Raw genomic sequence first — 23,440 nt, 5'->3', positions numbered from 1 at the left:
GCCCCCGGCGTCAACCCCGTCCACTTCTTGAACGCCCGATGAAACGCCGATGGTTCGGAAAACCCCAATTGTTCGGCGATCTCCTGCAAAGACAAATCCGCCCGCCCCAAGTGGTAAATGGCGATATCCCGGCGTAACTCATCCTTCAATGCCTGAAAACTCGTGCCTTCTTCGCGCAGATGCCGGCGCAGGGTCTGTGGGCTGATGTGCAAGTGCTGGGCGACGGCTTCCAGGTCTGGCCAGGGTGTGCGGTCGCGGCTCAGCAGGCGGCGCAGCTGGCTGCTCAGGCTGTCGCCTTCATCCGGCCTGGATAACAAGTCGGCAGGGGAGCGCTGCAAGAAGTGCTTGAGGGTGCGTTCATCCTGCAACAGCGGCAGGCTCAGGTAGCGGCTGGGAAACACCAGGCTGCTGGTCGGCGCACCGAACACCTGGGGGCAGGGGAACAGCAGGTCGTATTCACCGGCATGGGCCGGCATCGGGTAACTGAAGGTGGCCTGCTGCAGCCGGATACGCTGGCCGATCAACCAACTGCCCAGCCGATGCCAGATCACCAGCAGGCATTCACTGAGAAAGTGGTCCGGGTCCCATAGCTGCGAGTCGTCCAGGCTCAGGCGCGCCATGTCGCCTTCTTTCGTCAGCTGCCAGCGCGGGCCTTGCGGGAACAGGCTATAAAACAATAAGCCGCGCTCCAGCGCCTTTTCCAGCGTGCGGCAATGAATCAGCGCGTGGCACATCATGGCAAAAGTGCCACGTTTGCTCGGCCCTTCGGCAAACCCCAGGTATTCGTCATCCAGCCCCAGCCAGAGCATTTGCAACAAGCGGGTAAATTGTTCTGGAGCGATGCGGGCGCGCGGCTCGGTCAGCAGTTCTGGGGTAATGCCCACCTGGTGCAACACCCCCGAGTAGTCAAAACCGACTCGGCGCGCACCGCCGAGGGCCGCTCGGGCGTAATGGCTGGCGATGGTACGTTCACGCATGCGAGGGCCTCATCCATGGAGTGGCGGATGGTAGCCATCACCCGGCGGGGCGACAAGGCGGATATCCGCCAAATTGTAGGACGAGACAGGGTGAGTGGGCGGAAATCCGCCACCTTGTTGCACGCCTCGGAGTCGCCCGTAAAACCCAAGCCCTGATGTCTAAAGGCCTTCAGCGCGTTTAAGCAAAGTGGCACGCTGTTTGCGATAGGGATTACAGCGCAGGCTTGTTCCTACAGGCTTGGCAAACAACAAATCCCTCCAGTGCAGGAGGGTTCGCAATTCAAGTGCCGTGGGCAATGGCGGATATTTGCCACACGGGACGATTGAGGAACTTTGCAATGACGACTCGTCAGCCAATCTACAAATCCCTGTATTTCCAGGTGATCGTCGCAATCGTTATCGGTATCTTGCTCGGCCACTTCTACCCGCAGACCGGCGTGGCCCTCAAGCCACTGGGTGACGGCTTTATCAAGCTGATCAAAATGGTCATCGCCCCGATCATCTTCTGTACCGTGGTCAGCGGCATCGCTGGCATGCAAAGCATGAAGTCGGTGGGCAAGACCGGCGGCTACGCGCTGCTCTACTTCGAAATCGTTTCCACTATCGCTCTGCTGATTGGCCTGGTCGTGGTCAACGTGGTGCAGCCGGGCGCCGGCATGCACATCGACGTCGCGACCCTGGATGCTTCCAAAGTGGCGGCCTACGTCACCGCCGGTAAAGACCAGAGCATCGTGGGCTTTATCCTCAACGTCATCCCGAACACCATCGTCGGCGCGTTCGCCAATGGCGACATCCTGCAAGTGCTGATGTTCTCGGTGATCTTCGGTTTCGCCCTGCACCGCCTGGGTGCCTATGGCAAGCCGGTGCTGGACTTCATCGATCGCTTCGCCCACGTGATGTTCAACATCATCAACATGATCATGAAGCTCGCGCCAATCGGTGCCCTGGGTGCCATGGCGTTCACCATCGGCGCCTACGGTGTAGGTTCGCTGGTGCAACTGGGCCAATTGATGATCTGCTTCTACATCACCTGCATCCTGTTCGTGGTGCTGGTGCTGGGCGCTATCTGCCGCGCTCACGGTTTCAGCGTGTTGAAGCTGATCCGCTACATCCGTGAGGAACTGCTGATCGTACTGGGCACCTCTTCTTCGGAATCCGCACTGCCGCGTATGCTGATCAAGATGGAACGCCTGGGCGCGAAGAAATCCGTGGTCGGCCTGGTGATTCCAACCGGTTACTCCTTCAACCTCGACGGTACGTCGATCTACCTGACCATGGCGGCCGTGTTCATCGCTCAGGCGACCGACACCCACATGGACATCACCCACCAGATCACCCTGCTGCTGGTGTTGCTGCTGTCGTCCAAAGGCGCGGCTGGCGTGACCGGTTCGGGTTTCATCGTATTGGCTGCCACCCTGTCGGCCGTCGGCCACCTGCCAGTTGCCGGCCTGGCGCTGATCCTGGGTATCGACCGCTTCATGTCCGAAGCCCGTGCGCTGACCAACCTGGTGGGTAACGCAGTTGCCACCATCGTTGTGGCCAAGTGGGTCAAGGAATTGGACACCGACAAGCTGCAAAGCGAGCTGGCGTCTGGCGGTACCGGTATCTCCGAAACCCGCGAACTCGATGACCTGGGCGTGGCTGAAGGCCCGGCGCCTGTCGTCAAGTAAGTGGCTGCTGGCGTGAACTGACGCCAACGCTATCGGCAAACGCCCCGACTGGTTCGGGGCGTTTGCGTTTCTGGCGGGATACAACGGATATTTTTGGTTTACAGTGAGCGCGACAGTACTTACCGGAGGCCTGATGGACAGTGTGGATCTGAACGTCCTGCGCAGCGTGCTGCAATGGCGCCGCGCCGGGCAGCGCGTGATGTTGTACAGCGTGGTGCAAACCTGGGGCAGCGCGCCGCGCCCGCCGGGGGCGATGCTGGCCCTGCGCGGTGATGGTGTGGTGATTGGCTCGGTGTCGGGCGGTTGCATCGAGGATGACTTGATCGCGCGCCTGCAGGACGGCCGCTTGCCTGCTGATGGCCCGCCCGTGCAGTTGGTGACCTACGGCGTCACACGCGATGAGGCCGCACGTTTTGGCCTGCCCTGCGGCGGCACCCTGCGGCTCACCGAGGAGCGCGTGGAGGAGTGGGGTTGGGTCGAAGCGCTGCTGGCGCGTTGTGAAGATCATCAGATTGTCGCTCGCGAGCTGAACCTGGCCACCGGCGAGGTGACCTTGAGCGCCGCCAGCAAGACCGACGTGGTGAGCTTCGACGGTGAACGCTTGCGCGCCATCTATGGCCCGCGCTGGCGCCTGCTGTTGATCGGCGCCGGGCAGCTGTCGCGTTACGTAGCGGAAATGGCACGTCTGCTGGATTTCGAAGTGCTGATCTGCGACCCCCGCGAAGAGTTCGTCTACGGCTGGGAAGACCAGCATGGCCGCTTTGTGCCGGGCATGCCCGACGAGGCGGTGTTGAATATTCATACCGATGAACGCACGGCCATTGTCTGCCTCACCCACGATCCACGTCTGGATGACATGGCGTTGCTGACGGCGCTGAACTCCACGGCGTTCTATATCGGCGCCCTGGGTTCGCGGGTCAATACCCAGAAGCGTCGGGAGAACCTGGCTGCGCTGGGCTTGTCGGCGGAGGCCATCGCGCGTTTGCACGGGCCGATCGGCCTGCACATCGGCAGCCATACGCCGGCGGAAATTGCGCTGTCGCTGATGGCGGAAATTGTTGCGATCAAGAACGGGGTGGCACCGATGCAGAAAAAGCCCCTGGCGGTAGCGGCGCAGTGACCGTTACAGCGATTGTGTTGGCAGCGGGGCAGGGCAGTCGCTTTCGCGCCGAAGCCGGGGCGGATCAAGACAAGTTACTGGCTGCTTGCGTGGGGCTGGATGGCGTTATCCGGCCGGTCATCGAGCAGGTGCTGGTTAACCTGCCCGCGACGCTTGTTGAACGCTGGGTGGTGACCTCACCGGAGCGCCATGAGGTGATTCGTTTAGCTGACGCGCACGGTTGCAAGGTCCTGCTGTTGGAATCGGCCGGTATGGGCGACAGCATTGCCGCTGCCGTTGCGGCCAGCGCCTCGGCGGATGGCTGGCTAGTGGTGTTGGGTGATATGCCGTTTATTCGATCCGCGACGATCGAGCGTGTGCTGGCCGATCCGGAAAACATCACAGTACCTGTGCATGCCGGGCAGTATGGGCATCCGGTGGCTTTTGGTCGTGTATTCGGGCCTGCATTGATGGCGTTGACCGGGGACCGTGGCGCGAAGCCTTTGTTTGCACAAGCACAGGTGCGGGGCGTACAGGTGGATGATCCTGGGGTGCTATGGGATGTGGACGTGCCGCAACGGTTGAGTTTCAGCGTCGAGCGCTAATACCTGTAGGAGCGAGCTTGCTCGCGAGAAACGTCAATGATAAAGCGTGCTTCCTGAATGAACGCCGGGCCTGTGAGTTTTTCGCGAGCAAGCTCGCTCCTACAGGCATTAGGGCAAGCCCCTCCCGCACTTGAACAGCCGTGTGTTCGAATCTTTTGCAAAAAAAGCCCCGCCTGATTGCTCAGGCGGGGCTTTTTAGTGGCGGATGGAATCAGACGAGGGGTTTAGGCTCTTCTTCCACGGCCTTGTGCTCTACCGCCTGGGCAGCCGCTGCGGCAGCTGCTTCGGCTTCCTTGCGGCGACGACGCACTTCACGCGGGTCGTTCGGGGCACGGCCATTTTCGGTAAGGGCGCTGGCAGGTGCAGCTTCAACCACAGGGGCGGCCACTTCGGCAACCACCGGGGCTTCAACTTCAACCACGGGCGCAGGCTCCGCCACCGGCGTCGGCTCAACCACAGGGGCTGGCTCGGCGACGACTTCGGCAACCGGTGCCGGCGCTTCTTCTACCACTGGGGCAGGTGCTGGCGCTTCAACCGGGGCAGCCGGTTCGGCGGTCCACTGGAAGGCGGTCTGTTCTTCGCGAACTTCACGCACGGCCGGGGCTGCTTCTTCGACCACCGGAGCTTCTGCAGCCGCTTCGACTACTGGCTGAGGCTCAACCGATGGAGCTGGTTCAACGGCAACCGCTTCGGTTTCTGGCTGTGCATCGCGAACCGGGGCAACTTCCACTTCCGCAACCACTGGGGCTTCGACAGGGGTTGTGGCTTCAACCACTGGCGCTTCAACAACCGGCGCTTCGACCGCTGGGGTTTCGGCGGCTGGCGTTTCTACGGCAACGGTGTCTTCGACAGCAGCGGTAGCGCGTTCGGCTTGCTCGTGGGCCTGGGCTTCAGCGGGGGCGCTGATGACCGAGCTGGCAACGGCAGCGGTAACGGCTAAGCCGGCAGCCAGTTCGGCGCCTGTTGGCTCGTTGTTGGCAGTTTCTGCGTTCTCGCCGGTTTCTTCCGAACCTTCGATTACGTTGCCGTTGGCATCACGCTGACGCTCACGACGGTTGCTGCGACGACGCTGGCCACGGGAGCGGCGGCGTGGACGATCGCCTTCGGCGTTGTCCTGGCCGTCTTCCTGCAGTTGCTCTTCGCCGGTCAGTACTTCTTCTTCGCTGGCGGCAGCGGCTTGCTCGGCGCGTGGTTGACGCTCTTCACGTGGCGGGCGCGGTTGGCGCTCTTCACGGGGGGCGCGCTCTTCACGCGGCTGGCGGGCCGGGCGTTCTTCGGCGGTAACGGCTGCGGCAGCGGCAGCGGCAGCGGCAACGGCAACGGCAGGTGCCGCGTCCAGAGGCTCGCGCAGTTCACGCACACGTTCTTCACGCTCGCCACGTGGCTTGCGGTCTTCACGTGGAGCACGTGGGGTACGTGGGGCGCGCTCTTCACGCGGTGCACGTTCTTCACGGGCTACGGTCGGGGTGTCTTCACGGGCTTCGCGAGGCGCACGCTCTTCACGTGGTGCGCGGTCTTCGCGCGGGGCACGTTCTTCGCGAGGCTTGCGCTCTTCGTCACGGCGGCCATTGCGGTTACGGCTCTGCTGGCGACCGTTGCGACGTTCTTCATTGCGCGCCGGGCGCTCGGTGGCAGGTTTTTCAACCACAACCGGGGCAGCAGGCTCTTCCTTGGTGGCGAACAGGCTGACCAGCGACTTCACCAGGCCCTTGAACAGGCTTGGCTCAGGCAGGGCGGCCGGCGTGGCAACCGGGGCGGCAGCTTCGGTCGGTACCGGTGCGTTGGCGCGGGCCGGCGCAGTCTTCACGGCCGCTTCCTGGCGAACCAGGGTGCGGGTCGCAGCGGCTGGCTGGACTTCTTCGACTTCGGCGGCAGCTGCGGCGATTTCATAGCTGGACTGGCCGCTGTGGGCTTCCGGGCTGTCATCACGCAGGCGCTGGACTTCAAAGTGCGGCGTTTCGAGGTGATCGTTCGGCAGGATGACGATACGGGCACGGGTGCGCAGTTCGATCTTGGTGATCGAGTTGCGTTTTTCGTTGAGCAGGAAGGCTGCAACCGGAATCGGCACTTGTGCGCGAACTTCGGCGGTACGGTCTTTCAGGGCTTCTTCTTCGATCAGGCGCAGGATCGCCAGGGACAGCGATTCAACGTCACGAATGATGCCGGTGCCGTTGCAACGCGGGCAGACGATGCCGCTGCTCTCGCCCAGGGACGGACGCAGGCGCTGACGGGACATTTCCAGCAGGCCGAAGCGCGAAATGCGGCCGACCTGTACACGGGCACGGTCAGCTTCCAGGCATTCGCGGACTTTTTCTTCCACGGCGCGCTGGTTCTTGGCCGGGGTCATGTCGATGAAGTCGATCACGATCAGGCCGCCGATGTCACGCAGGCGCAGCTGGCGGGCGATTTCTTCAGCCGCTTCCAGGTTGGTCTGCAGGGCGGTTTCTTCGATGTCGCTGCCTTTGGTCGCACGCGCCGAGTTGATGTCGATGGACACCAGGGCTTCGGTCGGGTCGATCACGATGGAGCCGCCGGAAGGCAGTTCGACCACGCGCTGGAAGGCGGTCTCGATCTGGCTTTCGATCTGGAAACGGTTGAACAGTGGCACGCTGTCTTCGTACAGCTTGATCTTGCTGGCGTACTGCGGCATTACCTGGCGAATGAAGGTCAGGGCTTCGTCCTGGGCTTCAACGCTGTCGATCAGCACTTCGCCGATGTCCTGGCGCAGGTAGTCGCGGATGGCGCGGATGATCACGTTGCTTTCCTGGTAGATCAGGAACGGCGCGGAACGATCCAGGGACGCTTCTTTGATAGCGGTCCACAGTTGCAGCAGGTAGTCGAGGTCCCACTGCATTTCTTCGCTGCTGCGGCCAAGGCCGGCAGTGCGCACGATCAGGCCCATGTCGGCCGGTGCGATCAGGCCGTTCAGCGCTTCACGCAGTTCGTTGCGCTCTTCGCCTTCGATGCGACGGGAAATACCGCCGGCACGTGGGTTGTTCGGCATCAGTACGAGGTAACGACCGGCGAGGCTGATGAAGGTGGTCAGGGCCGCGCCCTTGTTGCCACGTTCTTCTTTCTCGACCTGGACGATGACTTCCTGGCCTTCGCTCAGGACGTCCTTGATGTTCACGCGGCCTTCGGGGGCTTTCTTGAAGTATTCGCGGGAGATTTCTTTTAGGGGCAGGAAGCCGTGGCGCTCGGAGCCGAAATCGACAAAGGCAGCCTCAAGGCTTGGTTCGATGCGAGTGATACGGCCTTTATAGATGTTGGCCTTTTTCTGCTCGCGTGCACCGGATTCGATGTCCAGGTCGTAGAGGCGCTGGCCATCTACCAGTGCAACACGCAACTCTTCGGGTTGAGTTGCGTTAATCAGCATTCTTTTCATGTTGTACCGTCGGTTTCCGGGCTGCCGGAAACGGCGTTCGGCACACACGACTTCTCACGGTCGGTGTCAGGTGCGTCAAGAGTGGTTGGCCACTCCAGTGTCCAGCAAAATCGGCCAATTGGGCCGGTATCGCGACGGACGCGTCCTGCTCGTTAGCGGTGGTGACAAAGGCACCACTTCAACAAAAGCTAAGGTCAGGAGGAGGAATCAACCGGCGACTGTGGACGAGATGAAGCGTCTAAAACAAGCCTAGTGCTACACAGTCCGACGGTTGTGCATCTCCACCCTACACGTATCCCTGATAATTCGGGTGCTGCCGCGCGCAGAATCCGCAGCGGGTTGGCATTTACCGTGTACTCCAATGGGGAGTCCACGCTCATGGCTAAACAAGACTAGGTGTGGGCGGTTGCGCTCTCACTCAGCTCTTAACAGGCGTTGTTTCCGAAGCATTCGCCATGGTCTGGCTCAAAACTGACTGCACTTTGTGAACTGGCCGTAAATATCGGCGCAAAAGGCGAGTATTCACTCTGCTTTCTGCACTCGCTTCAGGCCTCATGTCACCTGCGCTTGTTACAATCTTGAGCCTTCCTGGGTGGCGAAAGCCCCGTAGGACGGCCTCGCGTCCTGATGAATTGCGATGGTCAGGGCCGGCAGTTTGCCGCATGTCCTCTGTCCAGGCCGCTTTTGGCGGCGTTCGCGACTATAGCAGTAATGATTAAGTGCTTCAATTCCATAAAAAATTGTTATCATCGCCGCCATGACGACTACCGCCCCCCCGACCCCCAGCGTCCAGCTGCTTGAGGTCTCGCCGGAATATGCCGGCCAACGCATCGACAATTTTCTCCTGGCCAGGCTCAAAGGCGTGCCCAAGACCTTGATTTACCGCATCTTGCGTAAAGGCGAAGTGCGCGTGAACAAGGGGCGCATCAAGCCTGAATACAAGCTGCAGGCGGGCGATATCGTCCGTGTGCCGCCCGTGCGCGTGCCTGAGCGCGACGAGCCGGTGCCGCTGGCCCAAGGCCTGTTGCAGCGCCTGGAAGCGTCGATTGTGTTCGAAGACAACAAGCTGATCGTGATCAACAAGCCCTGTGGCATTGCGGTTCACGGTGGCAGTGGCTTGAACTTCGGCGTGATCGAAGCCTTTCGTCAGTTGCGCCCCGATTGCAAGGAGCTGGAGTTGGTTCATCGCCTGGACCGCGACACGTCTGGCCTGCTGATGATCGCCAAGAAGCGCAGCATGTTGCGCCATCTGCACACCGCCCTGCGTGGCGATGGCGTGGACAAACGCTACATGGCGCTGGTGCGCGGCAACTGGGCCAGCTCGATCAAGAGCGTGCGTGCGCCGTTGCAAAAGAGCAACCTGCGCTCCGGCGAGCGCATGGTCGAAGTGGATGAGGAGGGCAAAGAAGCCCTGACCCTGTTCAAGGTGCTGCGCCGCTTCGGGGACTTTGCCACCATGGTCGAGGCCAAGCCGGTGACCGGGCGCACCCACCAGATTCGGGTGCACACCCTGCATGCAGGTCACTGCATCGCCGGTGACACCAAGTACGGCGACGAGGATTTCTCCAAGGAAATTCGCGATCTGGGCGGTAAGCGGCTTTTCCTGCACGCCTACATGCTCACCGTGCCGCTGCCCGATGGCGGCGAGCTGAAACTGCAGGCGCCGGTCGATGAAATGTGGGCCAAGACCGTGGAGCGTTTGAGTGTCGCATCTTGACTACAAGCTGCTGATCTTCGATTGGGACGGGACGCTGGCCAATTCCATTGGCCGCATCGTCGAGTCCATGCACATGGCCTCGACCCGCTCGGGCTATGAGTTGTGCACGGACCTGGCAGTCAAGGGCATTATCGGCCTGGGCTTGCCTGAAGCCATTCGCACCCTGTACCCCGACATCAGCGACGCCGAGCTGGTAGCGTTTCGCGAGCACTACGCCGACCACTACATCGCGCTGGAAGCTACGCCTTCGCCGCTGTTTGAAGGCGTGGTGCAATCGCTGGAAGCGTTTCGTGCCCTGGGGTATCACCTGGCGGTCGCCACCGGCAAGGCTCGTCGCGGCCTGGACCGTGTGCTCAAGGCCCACGGCTGGGAAGATTACTTTGATATCACCCGCGCTGCGGATGAAACCGCCAGCAAGCCCCACCCGTTGATGCTGGAGCAGATCCTTGCGCACTGTGGCGTAAAGCCACGTGAGGCATTGATGGTGGGCGATGCGTCTTTCGACCTGATGATGGCGCGCAATGCGGGCATGGACAGCGTCGCCGTCAGCTACGGCGCCCAGTCTGCCGAGGCATTGCAGCAATACGAACCGAAACTGACGATTGATCATTTTTCCGAACTGCAGGCCTGGCTCAGCCGGGCCCGATAAGTCTTTGCTGGGGTTGATGGCATGAGTGACGAGTGGAAAGCGCCTGAAAAGGCCGAGAGCAGTGATGATAAAAGCTGGAAGCTGCTGGAAAAGACCCTCCTGGCCAGCGTCCAGGAACAGCGGCGTTCGCGGCGCTGGGGGATTTTCTTCAAGCTGCTGACCTTTGTGTACCTGCTTGGGATGCTGGCGCTGTTCAGCCCGCTGATGGACATGGAAAAGAGCGCCACCCGCGGCAGTCATTACACCGCCTTGATCGAGGTGCGCGGCGTGATTGCCGACAAGGAGCCCGCCAGTGCCGACAATATCGTCACCAGCCTGCGCGCGGCCTTTGAGGACCCCAAGGTCAAAGGCGTGGTCCTGCGTATCAACAGCCCAGGCGGCAGCCCGGTGCAGTCGGGCTATGTGTATGACGAGATTCGTCGTCTGCGCGCCTTGCATCCGGATACCAAGCTCTATGCCGTGATCTCCGACCTGGGTGCCTCGGGCGCCTATTACATTGCCAGTGCCGCAGACCAGATCTATGCCGACAAGGCCAGCCTGGTGGGTTCTATTGGTGTGACCGCGGCCGGTTACGGTTTTGTCGGTGCTATGGAGAAGCTGGGGATAGAGCGTCGCACCTACACCTCGGGTGAGCACAAGTCGTTCCTCGATCCTTTCCAGCCGCAGAAGGCGGATGAAACCGCGTTCTGGCAGGGCGTTCTCGACACTACTCATCGTCAGTTCATCGCCAGCGTCAAGCAGGGCCGTGGGGATCGTCTGAAGGATAAAGACCATCCAGAGCTGTTCTCCGGCCTGGTCTGGTCGGGTGAACAGGCGTTGCCGCTGGGCCTGATCGATGGCCTGGGCAGTGCCAGTTCGGTGGCGCGGGATGTGGTGGGTGAGAAGGAGTTGGTGGATTTTACGGTTGAGGAATCGCCGTTTGATCGCTTCTCCAAGAAGCTCGGTGCCAGTGTGGCGGAGAAATTGGCGCTGTACATGGGCTTCCAGGGGCCATCCCTGCGCTGAAATTCCAAGCTTGGTGTAGAAAACTGTGGGAGCTGGCTTGCCCGCGATAGCGATGGATCAGTCAATATAAGTGTCGCCTGGTACACCGCTATCGCAGGCAAGCCAGCTCCCACATTGTTTTACGAAGGTTTCAAGGGATCTGTACGCCTTCGGTCAGCAGCATGTCTACCAGTCGAATCAGTGGCAGCCCAACCAGGCTAGTCGCATCCGGTCCCTCAGTGCTCTGGAACAAGCTCACACCAAGCCCTTCTGCCTTGAAACTGCCCGCACAGTCATAAGGCTGCTCGATCCGCAGGTAGCGCTCAATACGTTCTGCATCCAGTTCGCGCATGTGTACTGTGAACGGCACGCAGTCCACCTGGCAGTGCCCAGTCTCGCTGTTGAGCAGTGCCAGGCCAGTAAGGAAGCTCACGCGCTTGCCGCTGGCGGCCAGCAGTTGCTCGCGGGCGTTTTCGAAGGTGTGGGGCTTGCCGATGATTCGGCCTTGCAGTGCAGCGACCTGATCCGAGCCAATGATTAAATGGCCCGGATGGCTGGCGGCGAGGGCACGGGCTTTTTGCTCGGCCAGGCGCTTGACCAGTTCGATGGCGGACTCATCCGGGCGGTGGCTTTCGTCGATATCCGGCGAGCTGCAGGTGAATGGCAGGTGCAGGCGGCTCAGTAATTCCCGGCGATAGACCGAGCTGGACGCGAGTAATAAAGGCAGCATATACGTCTCCTCAAGGCAGTCGCCGATTCTAGCGACGTGACCGGCTGACGCACAGGGCTGAATTTCCTTTGACATGGCCGGGTGCATCCCTATAATGCTGCGCCTATGTTGAATGACCCGATTCCACCTCACGTTGACCCGCGCAAATTGGCTGATCGTGGCACCACCCTTCAAGGTGAAGTGCTGCTGGCCGATTTGGAGAGACTCTGCGACCCGCTTTCCGACACTGTCGGTACGGTGCAGGCGAAATTCGTTTTTGAACGAGATGAACGTAAATCTGTGGTAATCCACAGCGTTATCGACACCGAAGTCAAAATGGTTTGCCAGCGTTGTCTTGAGCTGGTCACCCTGCCGATCCACAGCGAATGCAGTTATGCTGTGGTGAAAGAGGGTGCGAATACCCAGTCGTTGCCGAAAGGTTATGACGTGCTGGAACTGGGCGAAGATCCATTGGATCTGCATGCACTGATCGAGGAGGAGCTTTTGCTCGCCTTGCCCATTGTGCCTGCTCATCATCCGGAAGAATGCCAGCAGCCGGAGGGTCTCGATGACGAGGCCGAGCCGAGCGAGGACGAGGTAACGCGGTCCAACCCGTTCAGTGTATTGGCGCAGTTAAAGCGTGACCCAAACGTTTAGGAGTTAATCAATTATGGCTGTTCAGCAGAACAAAAAATCCCGCTCCGCCCGTGACATGCGCCGTTCGCACGACGCTCTCGAGGCTAGCACCCTGTCTGTGGAAAAGACCACTGGTGAAGTTCACCTGCGTCACCACGTATCGCCAGAAGGCGTATACCGTGGCCGTAAAGTGATCGACAAGGGCGCTGACGAGTAATCACTTGTCTGCTCAAGTCATCGCGATTGACGCAATGGGCGGGGACTTCGGTCCCCGCAGCATTGTTCAGGCCTGCATTGCCAGCCTGTCTGCCACGCCCTCGCTGCACCTGACCCTCGTCGGTCAACCCTCCCTACTTGAAGAACTGATTGCCAGCCATCCGGCGGTGGATCGCGCGCGCCTGACGATTACGCCAGCCAGCGAAACCATTGGCATGGATGAAAAGCCGGCGGTTGCCCTGCGTGGCAAACCCGATTCTTCAATGCGGGTGGCCCTTGAGTTGTTGCGTGATGGCAAGGTGCAAGCCTGTGTCAGTGCCGGCAACACGGGCGCGTTGATGGCCTTGTCGCGGCATGTGCTCAAAACCTTGCCGGGTATTGATCGGCCGGCCATGGTGGCGGCGATCCCGACGCAGAAGGGCTATTGCCAACTGCTGGACCTGGGCGCCAATGTCGATTGCAGCGCCGAGCACCTGTTGCAGTTCGCCATAATGGGTTCGGTGGCCGCCGAGGCGCTCGGCGTAGCCCGACCCAGGGTGGCCCTGCTGAATATCGGTACCGAGGACATCAAGGGCAACCAGCAGGTCAAGCTTGCCGCCACCTTGTTGCAAGGCGCGCGGGGTTTGAACTACATCGGCTTTGTCGAGGGTGATGGTTTGTACCGCGGCGAAGCTGACGTGGTGGTGTGCGACGGCTTTGTCGGTAATATCCTGCTCAAGTCCAGCGAAGGCCTGGCAACTATGATTGCCACGCGTATTGAAGCTTTGTTCAAGCGCAACCTGGCGTCACGTATGGTGGGTGCCCTCGCGCTGCCCCTGATGCGACGCCTGCAGGCCGACTTGGCGCCGGCACGGCACAACGGTGCAAGCTTTCTTGGCTTGCAGGGTATTGTGGTGAAAAGCCACGGTTCGGCCGGTGTGCTGGGCTTTCAAAGTGCAATTGCGCGGGCCCTGATCGAGATTCAAGAGAACCTGCCGCAACGCTTGCACGGCCGTCTTGAGGATCTGTTGCCTTAGGCGAATTGGCCCGGGAGTGCTTAAATGTGACCGGCCAGTTCAATTGACCATCCAATCTGTCAGTTTCGTTCGCTCCCACCGTAGGCGCGAGCATTTTTGACGACCAGATCATTAGGGGCTTGTTACATGTCTACATCCCTCGCATTCGTCTTTCCAGGGCAGGGTTCGCAGTCCCTCGGCATGTTGGCCGAGCTGGGCGCGCAATTTCCGCTGATCCTGGACACCTTCAAGGAAGCTTCCGACGCCCTGGGTTACGACCTGTGGGCACTGACCCAGCAAGGGCCGGAAGCGCTGCTCAACCAAACCGATAAAACCCAGCCGGCCATCCTGACCGCCTCGATCGCCCTGTGGCGCTTGTGGCTGGCAGAAGGCGGCGCCCGCCCTGCATTCGTCGCGGGTCACAGCCTGGGCGAGTACAGCGCCCTGGTGGCTGCGGGCAGCCTGACCTTGGCTGAAGCGGTCAAGCTGGTCGAGCGTCGTGGTCAACTGATGCAAGAAGCCGTTCCGGCCGGGCAGGGCGGCATGGCCGCTATTCTGGGCCTGGACGACGCGGTGGTGATCGAGGCCTGCGCCGAAGCGGCGCAAGGCGAAGTAGTCAGCGCGGTGAACTTCAACTCCCCAGGCCAGGTGGTGATCGCCGGCGCCAAGGCGGCTGTCGAGCGTGCCATCGAAGGTTGCAAGGGCCGTGGCGCCAAGCGAGCGTTGCCATTGCCGGTGAGCGTACCGTCCCACTGCGAACTGATGCGCCCGGCTGCCGAGCGTTTTGCCGAGTCTATCGCGGCCATCAACTGGCAGGCGCCGCAGATCCCGCTGGTGCAGAACGTCAGCGCGGCCGTGGCCGCCGACCTCGACACCCTCAAGCGCGACCTGCTGGAGCAACTGTACAAGCCGGTGCGCTGGGTTGAATCGGTCCAGACCCTGGCCGCCAACGGTGCCACCGAACTGGTCGAGTGCGGCCCGGGCAAAGTCCTGGCCGGCTTGAACAAGCGCTGCGCCGACGGTGTGTCGACCGCCAACCTCAATACCCCTGAAGCCTTCGCTGCCGCTCGCGCGGCACTGGCCTGAATCCCGTACTTAGGAGAAGCCTGCATGAGTCTGCAAGGTAAAGTTGCACTGGTTACCGGCGCAAGCCGTGGCATTGGCCAGGCCATCGCCCTGGAGCTGGGCCGTCAGGGCGCCGTTGTGATCGGCACCGCCACCTCCGCCTCGGGCGCCGAGCGTATCGCCGCGACCTTGAAGGAAAACGGCGTGCAAGGCACCGGTCTTGAACTGAATGTGACCAGCGATGAGTCCGTGGCTGCCGTACTGGCCCAGATCACTGCTCAGTTCGGTGCGCCGGCTATCCTGGTGAATAACGCCGGGATCACCCGTGACAACCTGATGATGCGCATGAAAGACGACGAGTGGTACGACGTGGTCGATACCAACCTGAACAGTCTGTTTCGCCTGTCCAAGGGCGTTTTGCGCGGCATGACCAAGGCGCGTTGGGGTCGAATTATCAATATTGGCTCCGTAGTGGGTGCCATGGGCAACGCAGGCCAAGTAAACTATGCCTCTGCCAAGGCCGGCCTGGAAGGTTTCAGCCGCGCACTGGCGCGTGAAGTCGGCTCGCGGTCGATTACGGTCAACTCGGTGGCCCCTGGGTTCATCGACACCGATATGACCCGCGAACTGCCGGAAGCACAGCGCGAAGCCTTGCTGACGCAGATTCCGCTGGGCCGTCTGGGCCAGGCCCAAGAGATCGCGAATGTGGTCACTTTCCTGGCATCTGACGGTGCGGCATACGTGACTGGGGCTACAATCCCGGTTAACGGCGGGATGTACATGAGTTAAATTGTGACGGATCGCTTCAAAAAAATGTCATACGAGCTGTCTAAAATCCGTTATAAAGCTGCAACTTAATTTATAGGCAGGTGGCCGACCGGGTACAGGGTGAAGCTTTCAGTTGAAAAGCTGAAATGGCTTTCTATACACTTACCCACTGGCCAGCTGCCTGAATTTGTCCATTAGGAGTTAAACAAGGTATGAGCACCATCGAAGAGCGCGTCAAGAAAATCGTCGCCGAGCAACTGGGCGTTAAGGAAGAAGAAGTGGTCAACACTGCTTCCTTCGTAGAAGACCTGGGTGCCGATTCCCTTGACACCGTTGAGCTGGTGATGGCTCTGGAAGAGGAATTCGAGACCGAAATCCCGGACGAAGAAGCTGAAAAAATCACTACTGTTCAAGCTGCCATCGACTACGTTACTAGCCACCAGGCGTAATAGTTTGTAGTCGTCGCTTGCTGTCAGGGAAAAACCGCACTGCTGTAACGGCGTGCGGTTTTTTCTTTAGCGGCGATGAAAAGTGTCGTCATTAGAAAAAGGAGAGTGCTGTGTCGCGTAGACGCGTCGTAGTCACCGGTATGGGTATGTTGTCGCCACTGGGTACGGATGTGCCGAGCAGTTGGGAGGGCATTCTGGCTGGCCGCAGTGGTATTGGTCTGATCGAACACACGGACCTTTCTGCCTATTCCACCCGTTTTGGCGGCTCGGTAAAGGGCTTCAATGTCGAGGAATATCTCTCGATCAAAGAGTCCCGCAAGCTCGACCTGTTCATTCAGTACGGCCTGGCTGCCGGTTTTCAGGCGGTGCGTAACGCTGGCCTGGAAGTCACCGACGCCAACCGTGACCGCATCGGCGTGGCCATGGGTTCGGGTATTGGCGGTCTGACCAATATCGAAGAAACCAGCCGTACGCTGCATGAGACTGGCCCACGTCGAATTTCACCGTTCTTCGTACCGGGCTCGATCATCAATATGATTTCCGGCTTCCTGTCCATCCACCTGGGGGCACAGGGACCTAACTACGCAATCGCCACGGCGTGCACCACCGGCACCCACTGCATTGGCATGGCGGCACGCAACATCGCGTACGACGAAGCTGACGTGATGATCGCCGGCGGCGCCGAAATGGCCGCGTGCGGCCTGGGCATGGGCGGCTTCGGCGCGTCCCGTGCGCTGTCGACCCGCAATGACGAGCCGACCCGTGCCAGCCGTCCGTGGGACAAAGGCCGTGACGGCTTCGTGCTGTCCGACGGTGCCGGTGCGCTGGTGCTTGAAGAGTTGGAGCACGCCAAGGCGCGTGGCGCCACCATCTACGCTGAACTGATCGGTTTTGGCATGAGCGGTGACGCCTACCACATGACCTCACCGCCGTCCGACGGAGCGGGTGCTGCGCGTTGCATCACCAATGCCCTGCGCGATGCGAAGGTCAATCCCGACCAGGTGCAGTACATCAACGCCCATGGCACTTCGACCCCGACTGGCGACCTGGCGGAAGCCGAGGCCATCAAGTCGGTGTTCGGTGAGCATGCCTACAAGCTGGCAGTCAGCTCCACCAAGTCCATGACCGGCCACCTGTTGGGTGCGGCGGGCGCGGTCGAGGCGATCTTCAGTGTTATGGCAATCAGGGATCAGGTCGCTCCGCCGACCATCAACCTTGACGAGCCTGACGAAGGCTGCGACCTGAACTTCGTGCCCCACGAAGCGCAACCCATGCCGATCGACGTGGCGATTTCCAACTCCTTCGGTTTCGGTGGCACCAACGGTTCCCTGGTGTTCCGCCGGTTCGCCGAGTGATGCACAGCTGGGTCGACGGTCAGCCAGCGGACAACGTGCCCCTGAAAGATCGCGGCCTGGCGTATGGCGATGGGGTGTTCGAGACCATCGCCGTCAAGGCCGGGCAGCCGTTGCTGCTCGACCGCCACCTGCAACGCCTGGAAGAGGGTTGCAGGCGTTTGGCATTGGCGGTGGATCACGGGTTGATTCGCCACGAAGTGCTGACCTTCGCCACTGCCCTTGGCGACGGGATTCTCAAATTGATCCTTACCCGTGGCGACAGCTTGCGCGGTTATGGCATCAACCCTGGCGCGCCGGTGCGCCGCATCTTGCAGGGCAGTGCGCCCGCTGTTTACCCACCCACTCATGAAGTCGAAGGCGTGCGCCTGTTTGCGTGTGCCACGCGTTTGGCGCAGCAGCCGCTGCTGGCCGGTATCAAGCACCTCAATCGTTTGGAGCAGGTGATCGCGCGTGCCGAATGGCAAGATACCGAACATGCCGAAGGCCTGATGCTGGACATGTCTGGTCGGGTGATCGAAGGCATATTCAGCAACCTTTTCCTAGTGCGCAACGGCTTGTTACTAACCGCTGATCTGAGCCGTTGTGGCGTTGCCGGCGTAATGCGCGCCGAAGTGCTGGCCCAGGCACAAGCGCTGGGCGTCCCGGTGGCCGTGGCCGACATCAGTATTGAGCAATTGCAACAGGCCGATGAAGTCTTCGTCTGCAACAGCGTATATGGCATTTGGCCGGTGCGTGGCTGCGCTGCGATGAGCTGGCCGGTTGGGCCGCTCACCCGTAAACTGCAGGGCATTGTTCGCGCGTTATTGGATATTTGAGTTGATACGAAAACTGGTGTTACTGCTGCAGATCAGCCTGGTCTCGGCGGCGTTGCTCGTGGGCTTTTCGGCCTGGAAACTCGACTCTGCCCTCAAGCAGCCCCTGAAGCTGCCTCAGGAGCAGTTACTCGACGTACCCGCTGGCGCTACGCCGACGGGCACCTTCAATCGTCTGGAAGCCGACGGCGTGCTCGACGATGCCTTTTGGCTGCGCCTGTACTGGCGCTTCAACCTCGAAGGCCAGCCGCTGCACAGCGGTGAGTACCGCATGAGTCCGGGCCTTACCGCTGAGGGTTTGATCGGCCTGTGGCAGCGCGGCGAAGTGGTGCAGTACAGCCTGACCTTGGTGGAGGGCTGGAATTTCCGTCAGGTGCGCACCGCCCTGGCCAAGCATGAAAAGATCGTGCAGACCCTGGCGGGCCTGACGGACAGCGAAGTGATGGATAAGCTCGGCCACCCAGGTGTGTTTCCTGAGGGGCGGTTCTTCCCCGACACCTACCGTTTTGTTCGCGGCATGACCGATGTCGAATTCCTGAAAAAAGCCTACAACCGCCTGGACGATGTACTCGCCCAGGAGTGGAGCAAGCGGGCTGCCGACGCGCCCTACACCGACCCTTACCAAGCGCTGATCATGGCGTCGCTGGTGGAAAAGGAGACCGGTGTGCCCCAGGAGCGCGGGCAGATTGCCGGTGTGTTTGTGCGTCGCCTGAAGATCGGTATGCTGCTGCAGACCGACCCCACCGTGATCTACGGCCTGGGTGAGCGCTACAACGGTAAATTGACCCGGGCCCACCTCAAGGAAGCCAACCCCTACAACACCTACATGGTCGCCGGCCTACCGCCTACGCCCATCGCGATGGTCGGCCGCGAGGCGATCCATGCCGCGTTGAACCCGGTGCCGGGCAGCAGCCTGTATTTCGTCGCCCGTGGCGATGGCAGCCATATTTTCTCGGATAACCTGGATGCGCATAATGCCGCCGTGCGTGAGTTCCAGCTCAAGCGCCGTGCCGATTACCGTTCCAGCCCGGCCCCGGTGGTGAAACCGCTGGAAGATTCGGCACCTTCCAGCGATGCACCCACCCCCGACGCACCGATCGAGCCCGCGCCGGACACTACCGCGCCGCAAAGCCCGCAATGACTCTGACTAAGGACTGCCTGTGACTGGCTTGTTTATTACCCTGGAAGGCCCGGAAGGCGCCGGCAAAAGCACTAACCGTGACTACCTGGCCGAGCGCCTGCGTGCGCAGGGCATCGAGGTGGTGCTGACCCGTGAGCCGGGCGGTACGCCTTTGGCTGAGCGCATCCGTGAAGTCCTGCTGGCCCCGGGTGACGAGCCGATGAACGCGGACACCGAGTTGCTCCTGGTGTTTGCCGCCCGGGCCCAGCACTTGGCCGAAGTGATTCGCCCAGCCCTGGCGCGGGGTGCCGTGGTGATCTGCGATCGTTTCACGGATTCCACCTACGCCTACCAGGGCGGGGGGCGGGGCTTGTCCATGGAGCGCATCGCCACCCTGGAAACCTTCGTGCAAGGCGATCTGCGCCCCGACCTGACCCTGTTGTTCGACCTGCCGGTGGAAGTGGGCATGGCCCGCGCCAGGGCGCGAGGTCGCCTGGATCGCTTCGAGTTGGAAGACCAGGGCTTTTTTGATGCGGTGCGCAGTGCCTTCCTGCAGCGCGCCAAGGCTGAGCCCGCACGTTATTACCTGTTGGACGCCGCCCAGCCGCTGAGCCAGGTGCAACAGTCCATCGACGCGCTGTTGCCCACCCTGTTGGAGCGTAACCGTGGCTGAGTCCTACCCGTGGCAGGACGGACTCTGGCAGCAACTGGCGGGGCGCGCCCAGCATGCCCACGCCTATCTGCTGCATGGTCCAGTGGGCATCGGTAAACGCCACCTCGCCGAACGCCTGATGGGCCGCCTGTTGTGCCAACGCCCGGTCAATCTGGAGGCGTGTGGCGAGTGCAAGTCCTGCCTGTTGCTCAAGGCTGGTAGTCACCCGGACAACTATGTGCTGGAACCCGAGGAAGCGGATAAGGCCATCAAGGTCGACCAGGTGCGCGACCTGGTCAGCTTCGTGGTGCAGACCGCGCAGATGGGCGGGCGCAAAGTGGTACTGATCGAGCCGGTCGAGGCGATGAATATCAACGCGGCCAACGCCTTGCTCAAAAGTCTTGAAGAGCCGTCCGGCGATACCGTGCTGTTGCTGGTGAGCCACCAGTCCAGCCGCTTGTTGCCGACCATTCGCAGCCGTTGCGTGCAGCAGGCTTGCCCGTTGCCCAGCGAAGCCATGAGCCTGCAATGGCTGGCGCAGGCCTTGCCGGAATGCAGCGCGGAAGAACGCGGCGAGTTGCTGACCCTGGCGGCCGGTTCGCCTTTGGCGGCAGTGAAGCTGCAGGCCCAGGGCGTGCGCGAACAGCGTGCACTGGTCGTGGATGGCGTGAAGAAACTGCTCAAGCAGGAACTGTCCGCCACGCAACTGGCCGAAAGCGCCTGGAAGGACATTCCGCTGTTGCTGCTGTTCGACTGGTTCTGCGACTGGTCCAGCCTGATCCTGCGCTATCAGCTTACCCAGGATGAGAGCGGCCTGGGCCTGGCGGATATGCGCAAGGTCGTGCAATACCTGGCGCAAAAAAGTGCCCAGGACAAAGTGCTCAACATCCAGGACTGGATCCTCGCCCAGCGTCAGAAAGTCCTCGGCAAGGCCAACCTCAACCGCGTGCTGTTGCTCGAGGCATTGCTGGTGCAGTGGGTAGGCCTGCTCGGGCGCCGTTAAATTCCGTGGCCGACGGGTGTATCGTTGGCCCTACCTCTTTTGTGACTTAAGCCCTGATTCCTATGCTCGTAGATTCCCATTGCCACCTTGATCGCCTCGACCTTGCCCAGCACGGCGGCTCCCTCGACGCCGCCCTTGAAGCTGCCCGCCAGCGTGGGGTAGGGCACTTCCTGTGCATTGGCGTCAGCGCCGACAACGCCGCCGACGTCAAAGCCCTGGCTGATCGCTACGCCGACGTCGATTGCTCGGTGGGCATTCACCCGCTTGACCTCAAGCCTGGCGAAGCCCCGGCGCTCGATTGGTTACTGGGTGAACTCAACCACCCGCGGGTCGTGGCTATTGGCGAAACCGGCCTGGACTACCACTACGAGCCTGAAGCTGCCGAGTTGCAACAGGCCTCGTTCCGCCTGCACCTGCAAGCCGCCCAGCAGACGCGCAAGCCGGTGATTGTCCATACCCGAGGCGCCCGTGCCGATACCCTGGCCTTGCTGCGTGAAGCCGCGTTGCCGCAGGCTGGCGTGCTTCATTGCTTTACCGAAGACTGGGACATGGCCAAGGCGGCCCTGGACCTGGGGTTCTATATTTCCCTGTCGGGCATCGTCACCTTCCGCAATGCCGACGCGCTGCGCGATGTGGCCCGCCAGGTGCCTGCCGACCGCCTGTTGGTGGAAACCGACTCGCCGTACCTGGCACCCATCCCCCATCGCGGCAAACCGAACCTGCCCGAATATGTACGTGACGTGGCTGATTACCTGGCGATGCTGCGCGGTGAGCCTTACGAGCGTTTTGCCGAGCAGACCACTGAAAACTTCAAGCGCCTGTTCCCGCTGGCTCACGTAGCAGGTTAAAGCGGCCGAATCGCAGGCAAAAAAAACCCGGGTTCTGGGGGGTGAATCCGGGCTAAGACCATTAGGAGTAAAACAAGGGCACGCAGTCCGTCGGTACCCAGGTCGACGCGTCACTTGGGGGAGATGTCGCGCCGACAGTTGAAGTATTGACCACTATCCCATTCAGTCCAGTCGTGATTGATCGTTTTTTAAACAGATTTGGAATACGCCGCCTTCGCTTGAGTTCTCATTGCGCTGATGGGCGGGTTCAGATGTTGCGTATTATTTCTGACTGATAACCACGAAATCGTTGGCGCATTGAAAGTTATGTGCCTGGCGGGTTCACATAGACATTGCCCAACGACCGTTCAGTCGGGATAATCCCTCGCATCGGGTAAATCGTATCGCCACGTATCCATGGCGCTGCGCAACCCTCCCTATTTCCGACCTTTGCAGACTCTTCCTCATGCACAAAGAACCCCGTAAGGTCCGTGAGTTTCGCCGCCGTGAGCAGGAAATTCTCGACACCGCGCTCAAGCTGTTCCTCGAACAAGGTGAAGACAGCGTCACCGTCGAGATGATTGCGGATGCCGTGGGTATCGGCAAAGGCACGATCTACAAACACTTCAAGTCCAAGGCCGAAATCTACCTGCGCCTGATGCTCGACTACGAGCGCGATTTGAACGAGTTGCTGCACTCGGCCGATGTCGACAAAGACAAGGAAGCCCTGTCCCGCGCTTACTTCGAGTTCCGCATGCGTGACCCGCAGCGCTATCGCCTGTTCGACCGCCTGGAAGAGAAGGTGGTCAAAGGTCACCAAGTGCCGGAGATGGTCGAGGAACTGCACAAGATCCGCGCCTCGAACTTCGAACGACTGACCCTGCTGATCAAGGGCCGTATCAGCGAAGGCAAGCTTGAAGACGTGCCTCCGTATTTCCACTACTGCGCCGCCTGGGCCCTGGTGCATGGCGCTGTGGCGCTGTACCACTCGCCATTCTGGAGCAATGTGCTGGAAGATCAGGAAGGTTTCTTCCAATTCCTGATGGACATCGGCGTGCGCATGGGCAACAAGCGCAAGCACAGCCCGGAACTGCCGGGCGTCGAGAAGAGCGGCGAAACCCCTGCCACGTAAGTTATTCGCCACAGTGATGGCGCAATGATTTGCTGCCAGGCGCAGTAACCCAGGAATATACTCAGGCAAGGACCTTGCTAAAAGCTGAGTTATGAGTCAGCTTTTAGCGCGCCCGAATTATCCTCTGCCGGAGTGATCCATGATCGTTGATCGTCAAGGCAGGCGTTTTCGCAATTTGCGGATCAGCCTGACTTCAGCCTGCAACTATGCGTGTACCTATTGCGTGCCCGACGGCAAGCGGCTGGTGGCTGCCCAGGATGAACTGTCGGCCCAAGCCATGGCCCGGGGCGTGGCTTACCTGATCGAAGCGGCGGGTATCGAGCGCTTGCGCATTACTGGCGGTGAGCCGCTGGTCAGCCCCAAGCTGGAAGCCTTCATGGGCGCGGTAGGGCAGATGGGCCTGAGCGACATCAGCCTGACCACCAACGGCCAACTGCTGGCGCGCAAACTGCCGTTGCTGGTGGCTGCCGGCATTCGGCGCATCAATGTCTCCCTCGACACTCTGGATGCCGACGCTTTCCGCAGCATCGCCCGTGGCGGCGACCTGGCCACGGTGCTCGATGGCATGGATCAGGCCAGTGCTGCCGGGATCAAGATCAAGGTCAACATGGTGCC

General features: G+C 60.8%; 23 protein-coding genes. 20 read left to right on the top strand and 3 right to left on the bottom strand.

What is annotated here, in order from left to right:
• Positions 1 to 977: AraC family transcriptional regulator (locus tag E1K68_RS20900; protein ID WP_212614918.1), on the bottom strand; the 977-nt coding region annotated here is incomplete at its 3' end.
• 338 nt (positions 978 to 1,315) lie between these two features.
• Between E1K68_RS20900 and E1K68_RS20895 the strand changes: the two genes are divergently transcribed.
• From E1K68_RS20895 to E1K68_RS20885, 3 genes are all read left to right on the top strand, one after another.
• Positions 1,316 to 2,647, top strand: a complete 1,332-nt coding sequence (locus tag E1K68_RS20895) for a dicarboxylate/amino acid:cation symporter (protein ID WP_003189258.1) — start codon at positions 1,316 to 1,318, stop codon at positions 2,645 to 2,647.
• Positions 2,648 to 2,780: 133 nt separating this feature from the next.
• Positions 2,781 to 3,767: an XdhC family protein gene (locus E1K68_RS20890; protein ID WP_003189259.1), complete on the top strand. Its 987-nt coding sequence runs from the start codon at positions 2,781 to 2,783 to the stop codon at positions 3,765 to 3,767.
• On the top strand, positions 3,764 to 4,351 hold the full coding sequence (locus tag E1K68_RS20885) for a nucleotidyltransferase family protein (RefSeq protein ID WP_003189260.1): 588 nt from the start codon (positions 3,764 to 3,766) through the stop codon (positions 4,349 to 4,351). The genes E1K68_RS20890 and E1K68_RS20885 overlap by 4 nt, the downstream gene beginning before the upstream one ends.
• Before the next feature lie 211 nt (positions 4,352 to 4,562).
• On the opposite strand, the gene rne is transcribed toward E1K68_RS20885, so the two are convergent.
• Positions 4,563 to 7,727, bottom strand: a complete 3,165-nt coding sequence (rne, locus tag E1K68_RS20880) for a ribonuclease E (protein WP_212614612.1) — start codon at positions 7,725 to 7,727, stop codon at positions 4,563 to 4,565.
• A 766-nt stretch (positions 7,728 to 8,493) separates the two neighbouring features.
• Between rne and rluC the strand changes: the two genes are divergently transcribed.
• Genes rluC through E1K68_RS20865 form a run of 3 tightly spaced genes read left to right on the top strand, consistent with a single transcriptional unit; the run spans position 8,494 to position 11,107 of the window.
• Positions 8,494 to 9,453: a 23S rRNA pseudouridine(955/2504/2580) synthase RluC gene (rluC, locus tag E1K68_RS20875; protein WP_212614611.1), complete on the top strand. Its 960-nt coding sequence runs from the start codon at positions 8,494 to 8,496 to the stop codon at positions 9,451 to 9,453.
• Positions 9,440 to 10,102 (top strand): HAD-IA family hydrolase, encoded by a 663-nt coding sequence (locus E1K68_RS20870; RefSeq protein ID WP_003189266.1) that lies wholly within the window; start codon positions 9,440 to 9,442, stop codon positions 10,100 to 10,102. The genes rluC and E1K68_RS20870 overlap by 14 nt, the downstream gene beginning before the upstream one ends.
• 21 nt (positions 10,103 to 10,123) lie before the next feature.
• Positions 10,124 to 11,107 (top strand): S49 family peptidase, encoded by a 984-nt coding sequence (locus E1K68_RS20865; protein WP_003189267.1) that lies wholly within the window; start codon positions 10,124 to 10,126, stop codon positions 11,105 to 11,107.
• Positions 11,108 to 11,237: 130 nt separating this feature from the next.
• Here the strand turns inward: E1K68_RS20865 and E1K68_RS20860 are convergent, their stop codons facing one another.
• The gene (locus tag E1K68_RS20860; protein WP_212614610.1) at positions 11,238 to 11,816 is read right to left on the bottom strand and encodes a nucleoside triphosphate pyrophosphatase; all 579 of its coding nucleotides are present in this window, start codon (positions 11,814 to 11,816) and stop codon (positions 11,238 to 11,240) included.
• A 105-nt stretch (positions 11,817 to 11,921) separates the two neighbouring features.
• Between E1K68_RS20860 and E1K68_RS20855 the strand changes: the two genes are divergently transcribed.
• The 14 genes from E1K68_RS20855 to E1K68_RS20790 all read left to right on the top strand — a co-directional run.
• Positions 11,922 to 12,452 (top strand): YceD family protein, encoded by a 531-nt coding sequence (locus E1K68_RS20855; RefSeq protein ID WP_003175611.1) that lies wholly within the window; start codon positions 11,922 to 11,924, stop codon positions 12,450 to 12,452.
• A 13-nt stretch (positions 12,453 to 12,465) separates the two neighbouring features.
• The gene (gene rpmF / locus E1K68_RS20850; protein ID WP_003179396.1) at positions 12,466 to 12,648 is read left to right on the top strand and encodes a 50S ribosomal protein L32; all 183 of its coding nucleotides are present in this window, start codon (positions 12,466 to 12,468) and stop codon (positions 12,646 to 12,648) included.
• A gap of 4 nt (positions 12,649 to 12,652) precedes the next feature.
• Positions 12,653 to 13,663 (top strand): phosphate acyltransferase PlsX, encoded by a 1,011-nt coding sequence (gene plsX / locus E1K68_RS20845; RefSeq protein ID WP_003189271.1) that lies wholly within the window; start codon positions 12,653 to 12,655, stop codon positions 13,661 to 13,663.
• A gap of 126 nt (positions 13,664 to 13,789) precedes the next feature.
• Positions 13,790 to 14,728, top strand: coding sequence for an ACP S-malonyltransferase (fabD, locus tag E1K68_RS20840; protein ID WP_212614609.1), 939 nt, complete (start codon positions 13,790 to 13,792; stop codon positions 14,726 to 14,728).
• A gap of 24 nt (positions 14,729 to 14,752) precedes the next feature.
• On the top strand, positions 14,753 to 15,496 hold the full coding sequence (gene fabG, locus E1K68_RS20835; RefSeq protein ID WP_003189275.1) for a 3-oxoacyl-ACP reductase FabG: 744 nt from the start codon (positions 14,753 to 14,755) through the stop codon (positions 15,494 to 15,496).
• Positions 15,497 to 15,687: 191 nt separating this feature from the next.
• Positions 15,688 to 15,924, top strand: coding sequence for an acyl carrier protein (acpP, locus tag E1K68_RS20830; protein WP_003175607.1), 237 nt, complete (start codon positions 15,688 to 15,690; stop codon positions 15,922 to 15,924).
• 110 nt (positions 15,925 to 16,034) lie between these two features.
• Positions 16,035 to 17,279 carry a beta-ketoacyl-ACP synthase II gene (fabF, locus tag E1K68_RS20825; protein ID WP_003189277.1) on the top strand — a complete coding sequence of 415 codons (1,245 nt, stop codon included), beginning with the start codon at positions 16,035 to 16,037 and terminating at the stop codon, positions 17,277 to 17,279.
• Complete coding sequence (gene pabC / locus E1K68_RS20820) at positions 17,279 to 18,094, top strand: aminodeoxychorismate lyase (RefSeq protein ID WP_169855584.1); 816 nt, start codon at positions 17,279 to 17,281, stop codon at positions 18,092 to 18,094. The genes fabF and pabC overlap by 1 nt, the downstream gene beginning before the upstream one ends.
• A gap of 1 nt (position 18,095) precedes the next feature.
• Entirely contained in the window at positions 18,096 to 19,232 is a 1,137-nt protein-coding gene (gene mltG / locus E1K68_RS20815) for an endolytic transglycosylase MltG (RefSeq protein ID WP_003189280.1), read from the top strand.
• Positions 19,233 to 19,251: 19 nt separating this feature from the next.
• Positions 19,252 to 19,884, top strand: coding sequence for a dTMP kinase (tmk, locus tag E1K68_RS20810; RefSeq protein WP_212614608.1), 633 nt, complete (start codon positions 19,252 to 19,254; stop codon positions 19,882 to 19,884).
• Complete coding sequence (locus E1K68_RS20805) at positions 19,877 to 20,866, top strand: DNA polymerase III subunit delta' (protein WP_212614607.1); 990 nt, start codon at positions 19,877 to 19,879, stop codon at positions 20,864 to 20,866. Before tmk ends, E1K68_RS20805 begins: the two co-directional genes overlap by 8 nt.
• A gap of 62 nt (positions 20,867 to 20,928) precedes the next feature.
• A complete protein-coding gene (locus E1K68_RS20800; protein WP_003189285.1) occupies positions 20,929 to 21,714 on the top strand; it encodes a TatD family hydrolase in 786 nt (261 codons plus the stop codon).
• A gap of 445 nt (positions 21,715 to 22,159) precedes the next feature.
• On the top strand, positions 22,160 to 22,825 hold the full coding sequence (locus E1K68_RS20795; RefSeq protein ID WP_212614606.1) for a TetR/AcrR family transcriptional regulator: 666 nt from the start codon (positions 22,160 to 22,162) through the stop codon (positions 22,823 to 22,825).
• A 139-nt stretch (positions 22,826 to 22,964) separates the two neighbouring features.
• Positions 22,965 to 23,440, top strand: a 476-nt coding sequence (locus tag E1K68_RS20790; protein ID WP_212614917.1) for a radical SAM protein, incomplete at its 3' end; no start/stop codon positions are given.

The sequence above is a fragment of the Pseudomonas sp. B2021 genome (genome assembly GCF_018135665.1).
Classification (GTDB): Bacteria; Pseudomonadota; Gammaproteobacteria; order Pseudomonadales; family Pseudomonadaceae; genus Aquipseudomonas; species Aquipseudomonas lactis.
The sequence above is the reverse complement of the archived record's forward strand: the minus strand, read 5'-3'. Positions and strand labels throughout refer to the sequence as shown.